General features: G+C 56.9%; 17 protein-coding genes and 1 rRNA gene. 12 read left to right on the top strand and 6 right to left on the bottom strand.

Annotated elements, in window-relative coordinates; genetic code table 11:
- Positions 1-82, top strand: a 5S ribosomal RNA gene (rrf, locus tag QC815_RS17375); the annotation flags it as partial.
- A gap of 215 nt (positions 83-297) precedes the next feature.
- Here the strand turns inward: rrf and QC815_RS10270 are convergent.
- From QC815_RS10270 to flgA, 4 genes are all read right to left on the bottom strand, one after another.
- The gene (locus tag QC815_RS10270) at positions 298-1038 is read right to left on the bottom strand and encodes an SDR family NAD(P)-dependent oxidoreductase (RefSeq protein ID WP_230447589.1); all 741 of its coding nucleotides are present in this window, start codon (positions 1036-1038) and stop codon (positions 298-300) included.
- 78 nt (positions 1039-1116) lie between these two features.
- Positions 1117-1566, bottom strand: coding sequence for a flagella synthesis protein FlgN (locus QC815_RS10265; RefSeq protein ID WP_230447590.1), 450 nt, complete (start codon positions 1564-1566; stop codon positions 1117-1119).
- A gap of 3 nt (positions 1567-1569) precedes the next feature.
- Positions 1570-1845, bottom strand: a complete 276-nt coding sequence (flgM, locus tag QC815_RS10260) for a flagellar biosynthesis anti-sigma factor FlgM (protein ID WP_230447591.1) — start codon at positions 1843-1845, stop codon at positions 1570-1572.
- An 87-nt stretch (positions 1846-1932) separates the two neighbouring features.
- Positions 1933-2625 carry a flagellar basal body P-ring formation chaperone FlgA gene (gene flgA, locus QC815_RS10255; protein WP_309768336.1) on the bottom strand — a complete coding sequence of 231 codons (693 nt, stop codon included), beginning with the start codon at positions 2623-2625 and terminating at the stop codon, positions 1933-1935.
- A 226-nt stretch (positions 2626-2851) separates the two neighbouring features.
- Between flgA and flgB the strand changes: the two genes are divergently transcribed.
- The 11 genes from flgB (at position 2852) to flgL (ending at position 13542) form a co-directional block, all read left to right on the top strand.
- Positions 2852-3286, top strand: a complete 435-nt coding sequence (gene flgB / locus QC815_RS10250; protein WP_230447593.1) for a flagellar basal body rod protein FlgB — start codon at positions 2852-2854, stop codon at positions 3284-3286.
- Between the two features lie 28 nt (positions 3287-3314).
- Positions 3315-3725, top strand: a complete 411-nt coding sequence (gene flgC, locus QC815_RS10245; protein WP_230447594.1) for a flagellar basal body rod protein FlgC — start codon at positions 3315-3317, stop codon at positions 3723-3725.
- Between the two features lie 3 nt (positions 3726-3728).
- Positions 3729-4418, top strand: coding sequence for a flagellar hook assembly protein FlgD (locus QC815_RS10240; RefSeq protein ID WP_230447595.1), 690 nt, complete (start codon positions 3729-3731; stop codon positions 4416-4418).
- Between the two features lie 38 nt (positions 4419-4456).
- Positions 4457-5755: a flagellar hook protein FlgE gene (flgE, locus tag QC815_RS10235; protein ID WP_230447596.1), complete on the top strand. Its 1299-nt coding sequence runs from the start codon at positions 4457-4459 to the stop codon at positions 5753-5755.
- A gap of 30 nt (positions 5756-5785) precedes the next feature.
- The gene (gene flgF, locus QC815_RS10230) at positions 5786-6547 is read left to right on the top strand and encodes a flagellar basal-body rod protein FlgF (protein WP_230447597.1); all 762 of its coding nucleotides are present in this window, start codon (positions 5786-5788) and stop codon (positions 6545-6547) included.
- A 30-nt stretch (positions 6548-6577) separates the two neighbouring features.
- The gene (gene flgG, locus QC815_RS10225) at positions 6578-7360 is read left to right on the top strand and encodes a flagellar basal-body rod protein FlgG (RefSeq protein ID WP_230447598.1); all 783 of its coding nucleotides are present in this window, start codon (positions 6578-6580) and stop codon (positions 7358-7360) included.
- A gap of 24 nt (positions 7361-7384) precedes the next feature.
- Entirely contained in the window at positions 7385-8074 is a 690-nt protein-coding gene (locus QC815_RS10220; protein WP_230447599.1) for a flagellar basal body L-ring protein FlgH, read from the top strand.
- A 35-nt stretch (positions 8075-8109) separates the two neighbouring features.
- On the top strand, positions 8110-9231 hold the full coding sequence (locus QC815_RS10215; protein ID WP_230447817.1) for a flagellar basal body P-ring protein FlgI: 1122 nt from the start codon (positions 8110-8112) through the stop codon (positions 9229-9231).
- Positions 9231-10262, top strand: coding sequence for a flagellar assembly peptidoglycan hydrolase FlgJ (flgJ, locus tag QC815_RS10210; protein WP_309768331.1), 1032 nt, complete (start codon positions 9231-9233; stop codon positions 10260-10262). Before QC815_RS10215 ends, flgJ begins: the two co-directional genes overlap by 1 nt.
- A 63-nt stretch (positions 10263-10325) precedes the next feature.
- Positions 10326-12263, top strand: a complete 1938-nt coding sequence (flgK, locus tag QC815_RS10205) for a flagellar hook-associated protein FlgK (protein WP_309768329.1) — start codon at positions 10326-10328, stop codon at positions 12261-12263.
- A 16-nt stretch (positions 12264-12279) separates the two neighbouring features.
- Entirely contained in the window at positions 12280-13542 is a 1263-nt protein-coding gene (gene flgL / locus QC815_RS10200) for a flagellar hook-associated protein FlgL (RefSeq protein ID WP_309768327.1), read from the top strand.
- 63 nt (positions 13543-13605) lie between these two features.
- On the opposite strand, the gene fliR is transcribed toward flgL, so the two are convergent.
- Complete coding sequence (gene fliR / locus QC815_RS10195) at positions 13606-14397, bottom strand: flagellar biosynthetic protein FliR (protein ID WP_230447603.1); 792 nt, start codon at positions 14395-14397, stop codon at positions 13606-13608.
- A 4-nt stretch (positions 14398-14401) separates the two neighbouring features.
- On the bottom strand, positions 14402-14671 hold the full coding sequence (gene fliQ, locus QC815_RS10190) for a flagellar biosynthesis protein FliQ (RefSeq protein WP_230447604.1): 270 nt from the start codon (positions 14669-14671) through the stop codon (positions 14402-14404).
- Between the last annotated feature and the right edge of the window lie 8 nt (positions 14672-14679).

Below are 14679 nucleotides of genomic sequence, written 5' to 3'. Positions count from 1 at the left end.
CCTTGCCGAACTCAGCAGTGAAACCGCTTCGCGCCGATGGTAGTGTGGGGTCTCCCCATGCGAGAGTAGGTCATCGTCAGGCACTTATACCGCAGAAACCCCCTAGCACATCGTGCTCGGGGGTTTTTGTTTAGGGGTCTCCCCATGAAGCGTAGCGGAAGGCCGCCCCCAGGATGGCCTGCCCGATCATCGTCAGGCACCTATACCGCAGAAAACCCAGCCAACCGGCTGGGTTTTTTTGTTTGGGCGGAAGGAAAGCCTCGGGCGTACTGCGCTCGGGGCTTTTTGCTGAGTGCCTTACCACTCGATAGGATCGCCTGCCCAATCCCAGAAGCTTCCCGTGTCGTCAGGCGTGCGTTTGGCCACGACATCCATTAGCTGTGAAGCGACGAATTCTGGTGTGAACAGCTTGCCGCTGGGAACTCGGGCCTGGAAAGGCTGGGAGAGCGGTGTATCCGTCGTGCCAGGGTGCAGGCATAGCACAATCGACTGTTTGTTGAGACGTGACAGCTCGATAGACGCGGTCTTCATGAGCATATTATGTGCCGCTTTGCTGGCACGGTAGCTGTACCAGCCGCCTAGGTGATTATCGCTGATCGAGCCAACGCGAGCCGACAGGCTGGCAATAATGCAAGGGTGTGAGCCTTGTAGGGAAGATTGTAGGGCAGAAATCAATAACGCCGGAGTAAACGCATTAGCCTGCATGACCTGGGTAAGACCCTCAAGGGTCAACCGATCCAGGCGCTTTTCTGGCTTGATGCCTTGTGTGCTGTCATGTAGCAGACCGATGGCGTTGAAGAAAAGATGAACGGGAACATCATCGAGATGCCTTGCAAGTTCAAGGCGATCCTCTTCCTGGGAAACATCAAGTGACAGGTGAGTAAGGCGGTCATCCTGCAGCAGAGGCGGCTGGCGGCTGGCGGCAATAATACGACCTGTTTGAGGTGAGGCAAGCAGATGTTTGACAAGCGCATTACCAATTCCACCTGATGCACCTGTCACGAGGGCGGTGAACTGGTTTGGTAAATGAGGCAGCATCGGTAATCCTGTGGCGTGAAGAAACAATTAGTTTCTAGATTTAAACACCACGTAAAATACTTGTATAGCTTTTAAGGATTACGCGGAAGCATTGATCTTGCCTGATTGGGCGGAATTACGCCCGGTGGGGGTGTAGAGCGTTTTTTCAGCAATCTGACGGATATAATCGAGCATTTGCTGATTATGCTGCATGCGTAAAGACAACATCTTGCCGGTAAGCGCGTTCATGCGCGCGGCGCGCTCGCTCTTTTCCAACAGCTGGTTCCATGCCTCTGTACAGCCTGCATCCTGAGCGGCCAACTTGGCGCCACGTGCGCCATTTTCATATCCAAGGCGTTTCTGCACGCTACGCCGCAGGGACTCGATGCGCTCGAGTTCCGCCAGCAATTGCTGCTTTTGGTGGGCCACTCCGGCCAGAGCGTCGCCGTCAATATCGCCTTGGGTCAGCAGGTTCTGCTCGCTGCCGAGCAGGTCGATCAACGTGTCGACACGTTGCTGCTGGTCAGTCAACAAGCTGGCGAGGCTCATAGCTTACTCCTGGGATTCGCGAAGGTTGGCAATCAGGCCATCCGCAATGCGGTCAGCACGAATTTCAAGCCGACCATCGCGAATGGCATCGCGAATTTCTTCGACTTTAGCGCTGTCGATATCATGAGTGGCGTCGGCACTCTGGGTGCTGAGCTGAGTCGAGCCCTTGGCTTCGGTGCCCGATGTGGCAGACGGCGAACTCCCCGCTTTTTGGGTATCGTCGCGCTGCTGGGCGGGACCCGAGCGGAGCAGAGGGTTATTGACGTTATCAATTTTCACGTTGTGTGCCTCATCGTCAACGTTGAGCGCCCGATGCGCGGATTACGTGAACTATCGGCGCCACCGAGTAAAACTTTAGCCATTCAATTAAAAATCGACCATCAGCGTGCCACGCTCAATGACGCGAGCGGTGAGCACTTCGCGTGAACCAAAGCGTACTCTGACGTCCTCACCCATAGCGCCATCTTCCAGCGCTTCACCTTCACGAGAAACTTGAAAGGCAGCACCTTGTGCTATGACCCTGACACGCTGTCCTCGTTCAACAAGATGAGGCGCTTCAACGAAATGGGACTGAAGCGTCGTGCCGCTGGCGATTGGGCGGCGTGCGATTTTTCCGACGATGTCGTCTGAATCCGTTATAGCCCGGGACGATAGATCGCCTAAATTACCGTCAGCTTCTTCCAGCATGTCGGGCGTTATTTGCGCGCCACGCTCAATATCCACGGCGGCCACCATGTAGCTACCGATAACATCAATGTCTGCCTGTAAATAACGCACTTGGCGGCTATCGGTGCCGCAGCGAACGCCCACGGATACGCGGCCAAGCGGGGCCTTGTTCTGATTGGTGAGAAACGGTTCCGGATTGGTGCAGGTGGGAAGGTGGGGCGAAGGCTCGCGAAGGTTGATCACCACCTCGTTGCCAAGCGCATGAGCTTCCTGGTAGAGAAATTGATGAACGCTCTCCATCAGTTCCGTATGCTTGGACGATGACGCGCCAGCCATTGGCATGAAGGCCCACGACAGCAAAATGGCCAGCGAAAAGTGACGCAAGAAGCGCAACGCTATTCCTGACCTCAAGACGAGCGGCGATGGACGCATGAAATAGAGTGCTCGATAAAGAAGAAGCGTAATAATACCTTCGCCAACTATAGCGAAAACGGATGAGGATTATCACAAGAAATAATGGCGGAAACGAGGGTTGTTCCATGCTTTAGGCTGACAGGCTCCGTCGTATTCTCCATCATCAATAAATTCTATTTTTGCCTCTCAGCGAGCGAGGGTTGGCATGCTTGACCAATTAGAATCTTCCTTGAATTACCACCAGCAAGCGCTGGGGTTACGACAGGCGCGGCATGAAGTGCTTTCCGCGAATATTGCCAATGCTGACACCCCGAACTACAAGGCACGGGATATCGATTTTGCCAGCGAACTGAAAAAAGCCGTGGATGCTGGCCAGCAAGGGCAGAGCGGTAACAGCGGCGGTTTAACCCTGTCCCGGACATCTGAACACCACCTGATGGGCCAGGGGCCAGCCACAAATACGGCCACCGATACCGATTTGCTGTACCGGATCCCAAGCCAGCCCAGCCTGGATGGCAACACCGTCGAAATGGATCGTGAGCGTGCACAGTTTGCCGATAACGCCGTGCGCTACCAGGCCGCGCTCACCATCATGAATAGCCGAATTCAAGGGCTCAAAACTGCCATGCAGCCGGAATAATCTGGCCTGCGTCGGTTAGGAGATATATATGTCGATGTTTTCTGCGTTTGATATTGCGGGGTCTGCCATGAGCGCCCAGTCGCAACGCATGAATGTAACCGCCAGCAACATGGCCAATGCCGATAGCGTGGCGGGCCCGGATGGTGAGACATACCGCGCCAAACAGGTCATGTTTGAAACACAGGCCAATAACTCACGCTATGGTGTGGGTGGGGTGAATGTCACCGAGGTGGTCGAGGACGACTCGCCACTCCGGCTCGAGTATATGCCCAACCATCCCGCTGCGGATGAAGACGGTTATGTCGCCAAGCCCAACGTCGAGCCCGTTCACGAGATGGTCAACATGATTTCGGCTTCTCGCTCCTATCAGGCCAACGTTGAAGTTTTCAACACCAGCAAACAGATGCTGATGCAGACACTCTCTCTGGGTGAAGGGTAAGCCATGAATATCGATACCAGCGTTCTAAGCAATGTCAACGGCGGTGGCGCAAGCGGCATGCCGGCCAGTCAGTCCGAAGAGCTGCGCGAAAGCTTCATGACCCTGCTGATCACCCAGCTGGAAAATCAAGACCCGATGAATCCGATGGAAAACGCGGAGATGACCTCCCAGCTGGCCCAGATCAATACGGTCAGCGGCATTGAGAGCTTGAACGATACGCTTAGCGGGATCACTCAGCAGATGAACGCGTCCCAGATGCTGCAGGCCTCCGGGTTGATCGGCAATGCGGTACTCGTGCCGGGTAACCAGGTCAAGGTGGGGACTAGCGAGGACGGCAGCAGCTATGCAACGCCTTTTGGTATCGAGCTGGACAAGCCGGCAGATAACGTCGAGATCAAAGTGACAAACCAGACTGGCGAAGTGGTTTATACCAATAACATTGAAGGAGTCGATGCCGGTGTCGAGTCGTTCAGTTGGAACGGCCAGAACAACGATGGCGCCGCCGTGCCGGAAGGTTCGTATAATGTTAGCTACAAAGCCACTGACGCTGAAGGCGAAGAGCTCGAAGCAGAGACATTGAACTATGCCCAAGTTCAGGGCGTGACGCCTTCTGAATCAGGTGACGACGTACGTCTCGATCTGGGGGCCGTTTATGGCCAGGTATCACTCGATCAAATCAAGCAGATTCTTTAAGCCGTAACGTATTGATCTATTTAGCAGGGGACTGAACGATGAGTTTTTCACAAGCATTAAGTGGTTTGAATGCCCAGCAAGATAAGCTGGGGGCGGTAGGTAACAATATTGCCAACTCGCAAACGGTCGGCTTCAAGAGTTCCAACGTCCAGTTTGCCGACGTATACGCTGAATCGCGCATCGGTCTAGGTACGCGCACGTCAGCGGTGCTCCAGAACTTCAGCCAGGGCAATATCGAGTCATCGAACCGCAACATGGATCTGGCGATTGCCGGCGAAGGCTTCTTCCGCTTTCAGCAGCCCAATGGCGAAGTCGGCTATTCGCGAAATGGCCAGCTAACCATGACCGCAGAGGGTGATCTGGTGAATGCCCAGGGTGCGCAGATTATGGGATACCCGGCTGACGACGACGGCAATATCCAGGGTGGCGGCGATGTGGAGGCACTAAGCGTCGATGCAGGTGACCTCGCCGCAAGCGCCACCACTGAGCTGGATGTTTCACTCAATCTGGATGCTGAAGAAGAGGTAATTGACCCGACTCCTGCAGGAGCCGACATTAATGCAGAGGCAATAGCCAATGGTCTGGATTCTAGCCAGTACTCCTACTCCACTAATGGCACTATTTACGATTCTCAGGGTAATGCGCGAAACCTGACAATGTATTTTACTAAGATTGGGGCCAATGATTGGCGGGTAGACGCGCGTATGTCGGGCGGCCCAGCGGGCGCACCTAATTATGCTTTTGAAGATGTTGCTGGAGCGGACTTCGGTTTTACAACTGATGGCCGTTTGAATGATGCCTTTACTGCTTTTGATCTTGATCTAGATAATCCAACCGATATTCGCGATGCTGATGGTAATGCTGTTGCAAATAGCGAGTTTGGACCTACATTAACTTCACAACAAATCCAGGTCGACTTTCCCGATACCACCCAATTTGCCAATAGTTCGACAGTCAACGACTTGTCTCAAGACGGCTATACCTCGGGCTCGCTAGTAGGCGTGACCATCGAAGACGATGGGTCAATCATGCGTAATTACTCCAACGAAGAGTCACGCGCAGCGGGCCAGATTGCCTTGGTGAGCTTCCGCAACCCAGAGGGCCTCAGTCCTGACGGTGACAACCTGTGGACCGCGACCGGCTCCTCAGGCCAGGAACTGGTGGGTGCACCGGGCACTGGCCAGCGTGGTTTGATCGAACCTGGTGCTGTTGAAACCTCCAACGTGGACATGGCCGGCGAACTGGTTGACATGATCGTGGCGCAGCGCGCCTATCAGGCCAACTCGCAGACCATCAGTACCCAGGATGAGCTGCTGCAGACCATCATCAACCTCTAACGGCTGACGGGATATTAAGGGAGTAAGGGCGTGGATAGAATGCTGTATACCGCCATGAGCGGCGCCAAGCACACGATGGATCAGCAGTCGGTCGTCAGCAACAACCTGGCGAACGTGACCACCTCAGGCTTTCGTGCTCAGCTTCAGGCTGCGCGTTCGGTGCCTGTGGAGGGTGATGCCTTACTCCCTACCCGCACCTCGGCGGTGACGACCACACCGGGAACCGACTATTCCCAGGGGCCAATCGAGCGCACCGGCCGCTCGCTTGACGTGGCAATGCAGGACGACGCCTGGATGGCGGTGCAGGATGTGGACGGCGGTGAAGCCTACACCCGTCGCGGCGACCTGCAGATTGACAGCGACGGCGTTCTGATGACCGGAAACGGTCGACCCGTGGTGGGCGATGGCGGCCCCGTTGTGGTGCCTCAGGGGGCGCAGGTTTCTATTGGCGCTGATGGTACGATCAGCGCCATCCCCCAGGGTGAAGGCCCTGAAGCGCTGGTCAATGTCGGACGTATCAAGCTGGTGACGCCCGAGGAGGGTGAGCTCACGCGTGGCGAGGATGGCCTGTTCCGTGCGCCGCCCAATGATGAGGGCGAGCCTGGAGCGCTCGCGGCCGACGAGGACGCCACGCTGGTCAGCGGCGCACTCGAAGGCAGCAATGTCAGTGCCGTCGACACCATGGTGACCATGATAGATGCGGCACGCCGCTACGATATGCAAATGAAGATGTTGAGCTCGGCGGACGAAAACGCACAGCGAGCGAACAGCATGTTATCGATCCAGGGCTGATAACGCCTTGTCAGCCAAGAGGGCACTTTTATGATCTCGTCTTTATGGACGGCCAAGACCGGCCTGGAATCCCAGCAAACCAAGCTGGATGTGATTTCCAACAACCTGGCCAACGTCAGCACCAACGGCTTCAAGCGTTCGCGCCCGGTGTTTGAAGACCTGCTGTACCAGAACATGCGTCAGCCAGGTGCGCAGAACAACGTTCAGGATCGACTTCCGTCCGGCATGCAGGTGGGCACCGGGGTGCGTGCGGTGGCGACAGAGCGGCTGCATACTCAGGGCGGCCTCGAGCAGACCGAGAACTCCCGCGATCTGGCGATCAACGGCGAAGGCTTCTTCGAGGTACTGATGCCCGACGGCACGACCGCCTACACCCGTGACGGTAGCTTCCAGCTGAATGAAAACGGCCAGATGGTCACGGCCAACGGCTATCCGCTGGAGCCAGCCATTTTCATCCCCGAAAATGCTCTGTCGGTCAGTGTTGGTGAAGACGGCACCGTGAGCGTTCGTCAGCCGGGCGACAATCAGTCCAACCAGGTTGGTCAGATCAATGTCAGCACCTTTATCAATCCCGCCGGTCTGCAGAGCATGGGGGGCAACCTTTATCAGGAAACCGGTTCTTCCGGGGTGCCCAACCAGAACATGCCGGGCATGAACGGCGCCGGTCGCTTGTTCCAGGGCTACGTTGAAACGTCGAACGTCAACGTGGTGGAAGAAATGGTCAACATGATTCAGACCCAGCGGGCGTATGAAATCAATAGTCAGGCCGTCTCGACCAGCGATGAAATGCTGGCACGCCTGGGCCAGCTGTAACACCGCTCACTGACAGGTTGGTTCATGCTGCAACGACATAGTATTGCGCGACGGCTAGCGCTGGCTGGGCTGATGTTTTTTCTGCTTGTAGTCGCCGGCTGCGCCCAGATCCCAAGGGCGTCGGTGGTCGGAGAGCAGGAGCAGATCAATATCGTCGATCGTCCGCCACCGGTGCCCAACGGTTCGATCTATCAGGCTCGCCGTGGCTATCAGCCGCTTTTCGAAGACCGTCGCCCCAGAGCGGTTGGCGATATTCTGACGATCGTGCTGGATGAAGAGGTGAGCGCCAGCAAGAACTCTGCCTCAAATGCTAATCGCGATGGCAGTGGGAGCCTCGAGTTTGGCGCCTTGCCGGATGCTCTGGAAACATTGGCCGAGTATGGGTTCGATATCGAGGGCCAGAGCGATTTTTCTGGCGGAGGCGGCTCACAGGCCACCAACTCCTTTACCGGCACCATTACCGTCTCGGTGCTGGAGGTCATGAACAACGGCAACCTACGGGTTCGCGGCGAGAAGCAGATTGCCATCAATCAGGGCACCGAGTTCATTCGCTTTTCCGGCGTGGTCAATCCACGCACGATTACCGCACAGAATAGCGTGCCTTCCACTCAGGTGGCGGATGCGCGAATCGAATATGTTGGGGATGGCTACATTAACGAAGCGCAGCACATGGGCTGGCTGCAGCGTTTCTTCCTTAACGTGTCGCCTTTCTAGCTGCACCGCCGACAAGGGTCAATGACATGCAACGTATGAAGACACCAGCGCTGGCGAAACGATGCTGGCAGCTTTGTATCTTGGGCCTTGCTTGCCTGCTGGCCCTGCCGGTTCAGGCTGAGCGAATACGCGAACTCGCCAGTTTCTCCGGTGTTCGCGACAACCAGCTGGTCGGCTACGGGCTGGTGGTGGGGCTGGACAACACCGGTGACCAGACCACGCAGGCCCCGTTTACCAGCCAAAGCTTAACCAACATGCTGTCACAGTTGGGTGTGACGGTGCCGGCCGGGACGAACCTGCAGCTGCGCAACGTTGCCGCGGTCATGGTGACGGCGGATCTGCCACCCTTTTCGCGCCCCGGTCAGCGGCTCGATGTCGTCGTTTCCTCCATCGCCAATGCGCGTAGCCTACGCGGTGGCACACTGTTGATGACCCCGATGAAAGGGGCCGATGGCGATACCTACGCCATTGCCCAGGGCAATATGCTGGTGGGTGGCGCCGGTGCTGAAGCGGGTGGCAGCAGCGTACAGATCAACCAGCAGGCGACGGGTCGTATTCCCAACGGTGGTCTGGTGGAAAAGGAAGTGGCGCTCAACCTAGGCGGCAACGGTGGCATGCTGGAGCTACAGCTGGATGATGCCGATTTCGGTACCGTGCAGCGAATGGTCACGGCGATCAACAACGAGTTTGGACGGTCAGTTGCGTACGGGCGCAACGGCCGTGTGATTGCTCTGGATGGCCCGGTAGATGACAACGACCGGGTCAACTTCATGGCCCGGGTCGAGAACGTGAACGTTACGCCGACGGAGGCGCCCGCCCGGGTGGTGCTCAATGCGCGTACCGGCTCCGTGGTCATGAACAGCGCCGTGACGTTGCGCGAGGCGGCGGTGGCTCACGGGAATCTGTCCATCATGATCGATACCCAGTTCGGTGTCAGCCAGCCCAATCCTTTTGGTGAAGGCGAAACCGCAGTGGTTCCAGATGCCGATATCGACATCGAGCAGCAGGAAGCCTACCTGCAGGTGGTGGAAGGTGCCGACTTGAATGAAGTCGTCAACGCGCTCAATGCGCTGGGCGCCACGCCGCAGGATCTAATGACGATTCTAGAAGCGTTGAGAGCCTCGGGCTCGCTGCGTGCCGAGCTGGAGATCATTTAATGAACGCCACCGATATGAGCAGTCAGTTCGCGCTGGATATGCAGGGCTTCCAGCGGATGCAGCACACGGCGAAGGTCGACCCGGAAGCAGGCGTACAATCCGCCGCGCAGCAGTTTGAAGCACTGTTCGTGCAGATGATGATGAAAAGCATGCGCGATGCGATTCCAGCATCGGGGCTCATGAACAGCAGCTCCACCGACACCTACCAGAAGATGCTGGATCAGCAGTGGTCACAGGTGATCGCGTCACGTGGTGTTGGCCTGGCGGATGCACTGGTTAAACAACTTGAAAGGCAAGGTTTGGTTCCCGGGGGTGGCGAGGGGGCATCCCACGATGATCAGCAGATGCAGGCGCTGATCGCCGGCATCCCGCGTGGTACCCCCCGCGTGCTGGATAGTCCCCTGAACCCTGGCGATGACCAGGTACCTGAGGCGCCGTCAGAACGTAACTTCCTGGCCGAGCTGGATGCAGTTCGGCAGAGTCAGGTAACGAGCGCTGAGCCTTTGCAGTCCGAGACAACCCGTCAAGGGACCGAGCAGCTGCCGCACGTTAATCAATTCATGGAAACGCTCGCCCCTTCTGCTCAGGCGGCCAGTCGTAACACCGGCGTCCCCGCTGAACTGATACTGGCCCAGGCAGCCCTGGAAACGGGTTGGGGCAAGCATGAAATTGCTAGTCAGAACGGCAGCAACAGCCACAATGTGTTTGGCATCAAGGCGGGCGAACATTGGGATGGCGATACCACCGAGGTAGTAACCCACGAGTACATCAACGGCCGTCGCGAAAAAATGGTGGATACGTTCCGTGTCTACGACTCCTATGAGCATGCGTTCACCGACTACGCCAACCTGATTGGCAACAATCCTCGCTATGCCGGTGTGACCCAGGCGCCTTCAGCGGAGTTGGCGGCGCATGAACTGCAACGTGGCGGCTATGCGACCGACCCCCGCTATGCCGAGAAGCTGGTGAGCGTGATGGATACCCTGGGCCCGATGCCGGATGCCGGCAACTTCCTGGCGGATTCCCGATAAGCAGGCATTCAAGTTTTGTACCGCACCGCCGATAAATAAAATATCGGCTAAAGGAATCGAACCATGAGCATGTTTTCTGTTGGGCTAAGCGGCTTGAACGCGGCGCAAAACGCGCTGAACACGACCAGCAACAATATCAGTAACGTGAATACCCCTGGCTATAACCGTGAAATCACCAAGCTGGGTGAGGGCAGCGCGGGAACCGGCGGTGTTCAGGTGAACGATATTGAGCGTCAATTCAATCAATACGTTGCCGATCAGCTCAATAGTGCCAAGACCCAGTCGAGTGCGCTGGAGACCTATTACAACCAGGTCAGTCAGATCGACAACCTGCTTGCCGACCGCGACGCGGGCCTGTCGCCGTTGATGCAGAATTTCTTCTCGTCGATGGAAGACCTGGCCAGCGCGCCGTCCGACCCGGCAGCACGCCAAAGTGTACTGGGCAATGTCGAAACGCTCAGCGCGCAGTTTCGCTCGTTCGATAGCTACCTGCAGGATATGCAGACCAATATCAATAGCCAGCTGAAGGACGAAGTCACTCAGATCAACAACACTACCGAGCAAATTGCTGGATTCAATAAAGAAATAGCCCTCGCCCGTGCGCGCACCGGCGAAGCGCCCAACAGCCTGCTCAACCAGCGCGATAAACTGGTGTCGGATCTGAATGAGCGTATGGATCTGCGCCTGAACATCCAGGACGGCAAGACCTACAATATCAGCCTGCCTAACGGCCAGCCGCTGGTGACCGGCACTGACTCTTTCAAGCTGGAAACCATGAAGGCTGACTACGATCCCCAGCGTACCGTGATTGGCTACCGCGACGGTGGCGGTAACCTTGCCCAGTTGGATGAAGCCACTGTGTCGGGTGGTTCTCTGGGCGGTTTGATGACTTTCCGTGAAGAGACGCTCGACAAGACTCAGAACCAGATCGGCCAACTGGCCGCTTCGCTGTCCATGGCCGTCAACGAGCAGCATCGGCAAGGGGTTGATCTTAACGGCGACCAGGGCGGTGATTTATTCAATATTCGCTCGCCTCAGGGTTACGGGTACGCAAACAACAGCGACCCTGATCTCTTGACGTCGGCCGCGTTTGATCCTGACACGGCCGACAATCTGCGTGCCACGGACTATACCGTCTCGTTTGACGCAAGCCTTGAGCCTGTCGTGACCCGAAATGATAACGGCCAAGTGCTGGATAGCACGAATCCTGATGACGCCACCTATGTGGATCAAACCAATTGGGATCCTGGCACCGGCTTGGGTGAAATTACCTTTGGCGGGCTGACGCTTTCGTTTAGCAGCGGATCGTCTGTCCTCGAAGGCGACCAGTTTGAAATTCAGCCGGTGCGTCGTGCCGGAGCGGGAATGGACGCCAATATTTCCGATCTCGACAAGATTGCAGCGGGCAGCTTTGCCGAGTTTGCAGGCGACCTGAATATTGGCGACGTCAGCATGGCCGACGGCGCTTTATCGGCTGAAGATGACTACGCCTTTGACGTTGACGATGCAGGTGACGTCAGCGGTATCGCGACGCTGACAGTCAATGGCGGCGTTTTCACCCCTGGGACTGATGCCTTGAGCGAAGGTGACCGTATCGAAATTGACGGGGTTGCCTTCACGCTCAACGAGCTACCCGAAACCGGCGAAACGGCAACCTTGGCCATCAGCCGAAGCGATGCCAATACCGGCGACAACCGCAACGCCCTGGCCATGCAAGACCTGCAAAGTCAGGACGTCGTCGGCGGCAGCGCCACGGTGAGCGGCGCCTACGGGGCGATGGTCAGCGACGTGGGCAACCGCACCAACATCACCGAGGTGAACCTGGATGCCAGGCAGGGGCTTACCGATCAGCTGCGTGCCGTTCAGCAGTCAGAGTCAGGCGTAAGCCTGGACGAGGAAGCCGCTAATTTAATTCGTTATCAGCAGTTCTATCAGGCCAACGCGCGGGTGATCGACACGGCGGGCACGATAATGGACACCATTCTGAATCTACGCGGTTAATCGAGGATAGTCTGCCATGCGCATTAGCAGCGTTACCATGTTCGAACAGAGCACGGCGTCAATGAATCGCCAGCAAAGCGATTTTCTACAGGTCAGCCAGCAGATTGCCAGCGGCCGCCGTGTGGTCAACCCCTCCGATGACCCCCAGGCCGCTTCCCGCGCCGTGGGCGTGGATCAAGCCAAGGCCGTCACCGAGCAGTATGGTGACTCTCGGGTATCGGCAAGAAATTCCCTGGCACAGACCGAAAGCGTCCTCAATAGCGTCAGCGATGCGATCACCAGCGCCAAGACGCTGCTGATACAGGCCTCGAGCGACACCTTGAGCGATGTTGATCGCGAGTCCGTCGCCAGTGAGCTGAAGGGTGTCTACGAAACGATGCTCGGCCAGGCCAATGCCACCGACGGCAACGGTCGCTATCTGTTCGGTGGTTATAACGACAGCAATCCTCCCTATGTCAAACAGGGAGACGCGGCCGTGTACCAGGGCGATGAAAACGTCCGTGAACAGCGGGTCGATGCGTCACGCTTGATGCCGGTTACCGAAAACGGCATCTCGATTTTCCAGAGTGTGCCCAGCAGCGCAGGCTATGTGGCGGAAGCCGACAATGCCAATACGGGTGACGTCACCTTCAGCGGGCCCCAGGTAACGGACGTCAATGACGATGGTTACGGCAGCGATTATCGTGTCAGCTTTGATGGTACGGCGGCGGATCCGACATATGCGGTTGAGCGCTTCGATGGCACCAATTGGGTCACAACGGATATGGCTGGCGACCCCCTGCCATCAGGCGACTGGGCCACTGATACCAATGCTGACGATGCCCTGTCACTGACATTCGGTGGCTTATCCGTTGACCTCAAGGGAACGCCCGAACCAGGCGATGAAATAGTGGTTGCTCAAGCCGGCGGCGAGACGCGGGAGGCCAACCTGTTCCGTACCATGGAAGAAGCCATTCGCGTTCTAGAGAATCCGGCTGAGACAGACGCTGAAAAAGCCGACCTGCGCAATACGCTTAACACGTCGATGCGCGATCTGGATAACAGTCTGGATAACGTCCTTACGGTGCGCGCGTCTGCCGGTGCGCGGCTGAACGAGCTCGATGTGATTGACGCGGTGGGCAGCAACCGGACTCTCAACTACGAGCAGACGCTATCGGATCTGGTGGATCTGGATTATAACGAGGCCATTTCGGAATACAGTTTGCGCCAGGTCGGCTTGCAGGCGTCGCAGAAAGCCTTTGTCGACATCCAGAGTACGTCGCTTTTCGACTACCTATAACCTCTCTTGCTTAGACACATGTTGAATAAGCCCTTTGCTACCGGCAAGGGCTTTTTGCTGTGCTCAAGATAACGGCGCCATGGTTTCGATCAGGCTCTGCATGAAGTTGATGCCTTGACTGAACAGGCGCTCGAGGAAGCGACCAAGGTCGGTCATCAATACCATCAATAAGATCAGGCCCACGGTCAAGGACGTTGGAAAGCCGATGTTGAACACGGTCAACTGGGGAGCGGAGCGATTCAAGATACCCAGCGCGAGATTGATGGTCAGCAGTGACCCTACCAGCGGCAATGCCAGCAGCATGCCCGACGCAAAGATGGTGCCTGCGTACCGGGCTAGCAACTCGAAGGCGTTGGGATTGAGCATTCCGATACCGATTGGCAGGCTCTGAAAGCTCATCACCAGCGTTTCCAGCACCATCAGATGACCATTCATTGCCAGAAACATCAGTAGTGTGACCATGTAGAGGATACGTGATAGCACCATGATGTTGGTGCCACTGGCCGCATCAAAAAAGCTGGCGAAGGCGAGACCCATCTGCAGGCCGATGTACTCCCCCGTTGCCTGAACGACGGCAAACACGATGTGCATGACCAGGCCGATCGCGATGCCAATCAGTATCTGTTCGACCATGATGCCCGCGCCAGCCCAGGACATGAGTGGAATCTCGGGCATGGGGGGCAGAACCGGGGCGATCACGACCGCTACCACCGCAGCGAGGGCGACCTTGGCCTGGTTGGGTACGCTGGAATGTCCCCACAGAGGCGAAGCCGCCATGAAGGCGGTAATGCGGGCGAAGGGCCAGATAAACGCCACCAGCCATGCTTGCAGCTGGGCAAAGGTGACCTCGACCATGAGCTTACATCACCATACTGGGGATATTAGTGAATAAGCGTTGGGTGAAGTCGGTGATCAGGCCGATGAGCCATGGGCCTGCGAGAACGAGTACGGCAAAGACCGCCAGTATCTTGGGAATGAAGGTCAGCGTCATCTCGTTGATCTGCGTGGCGGCCTGAAACAGGCTGATGATCAAGCCGGTAAACAGGGCGGCAAGCAGCAGGGGCCCGGCGAGAAACAACGTGACGCGCATGCCTTGATACGCGATCGTCATGACCATTTCAGGGGTCATTAGTAGCC

Origin of the sequence: Vreelandella gomseomensis (assembly GCF_031451645.1) — a bacterium.
Lineage (GTDB): Bacteria > Pseudomonadota > Gammaproteobacteria > Pseudomonadales > Halomonadaceae > Vreelandella > Vreelandella gomseomensis.
Note: the sequence above shows the minus strand (reverse complement) of the source record. Positions and strands in the feature narration are given on the sequence as shown.

Excerpts from the sequence above, each read along its gene's own strand:
- QC815_RS10270 (WP_230447589.1), bottom strand. The coding sequence starts at position 1,038 with ATGCTGCCTCATTTACCAAACCAGTTCACCGCCCTCGTGACAGGTGCA.
- QC815_RS10265 (WP_230447590.1), bottom strand. The coding sequence starts at position 1,566 with ATGAGCCTCGCCAGCTTGTTGACTGACCAGCAGCAACGTGTCGACACG.
- flgB (WP_230447593.1), top strand. The coding sequence starts at position 2,852 with ATGCTTGACCAATTAGAATCTTCCTTGAATTACCACCAGCAAGCGCTG.
- flgC (WP_230447594.1), top strand. The coding sequence starts at position 3,315 with ATGTCGATGTTTTCTGCGTTTGATATTGCGGGGTCTGCCATGAGCGCC.
- QC815_RS10240 (WP_230447595.1), top strand. The coding sequence starts at position 3,729 with ATGAATATCGATACCAGCGTTCTAAGCAATGTCAACGGCGGTGGCGCA.
- flgE (WP_230447596.1), top strand. The coding sequence starts at position 4,457 with ATGAGTTTTTCACAAGCATTAAGTGGTTTGAATGCCCAGCAAGATAAG.
- flgG (WP_230447598.1), top strand. The coding sequence starts at position 6,578 with ATGATCTCGTCTTTATGGACGGCCAAGACCGGCCTGGAATCCCAGCAA.
- QC815_RS10220 (WP_230447599.1), top strand. The coding sequence starts at position 7,385 with ATGCTGCAACGACATAGTATTGCGCGACGGCTAGCGCTGGCTGGGCTG.
- QC815_RS10215 (WP_230447817.1), top strand. The coding sequence starts at position 8,110 with ATGAAGACACCAGCGCTGGCGAAACGATGCTGGCAGCTTTGTATCTTG.
- flgJ (WP_309768331.1), top strand. The coding sequence starts at position 9,231 with ATGAACGCCACCGATATGAGCAGTCAGTTCGCGCTGGATATGCAGGGC.
- flgK (WP_309768329.1), top strand. The coding sequence starts at position 10,326 with ATGAGCATGTTTTCTGTTGGGCTAAGCGGCTTGAACGCGGCGCAAAAC.
- flgL (WP_309768327.1), top strand. The coding sequence starts at position 12,280 with ATGCGCATTAGCAGCGTTACCATGTTCGAACAGAGCACGGCGTCAATG.
- fliR (WP_230447603.1), bottom strand. The coding sequence starts at position 14,397 with ATGGTCGAGGTCACCTTTGCCCAGCTGCAAGCATGGCTGGTGGCGTTT.
- fliQ (WP_230447604.1), bottom strand. The coding sequence starts at position 14,671 with ATGACCCCTGAAATGGTCATGACGATCGCGTATCAAGGCATGCGCGTC.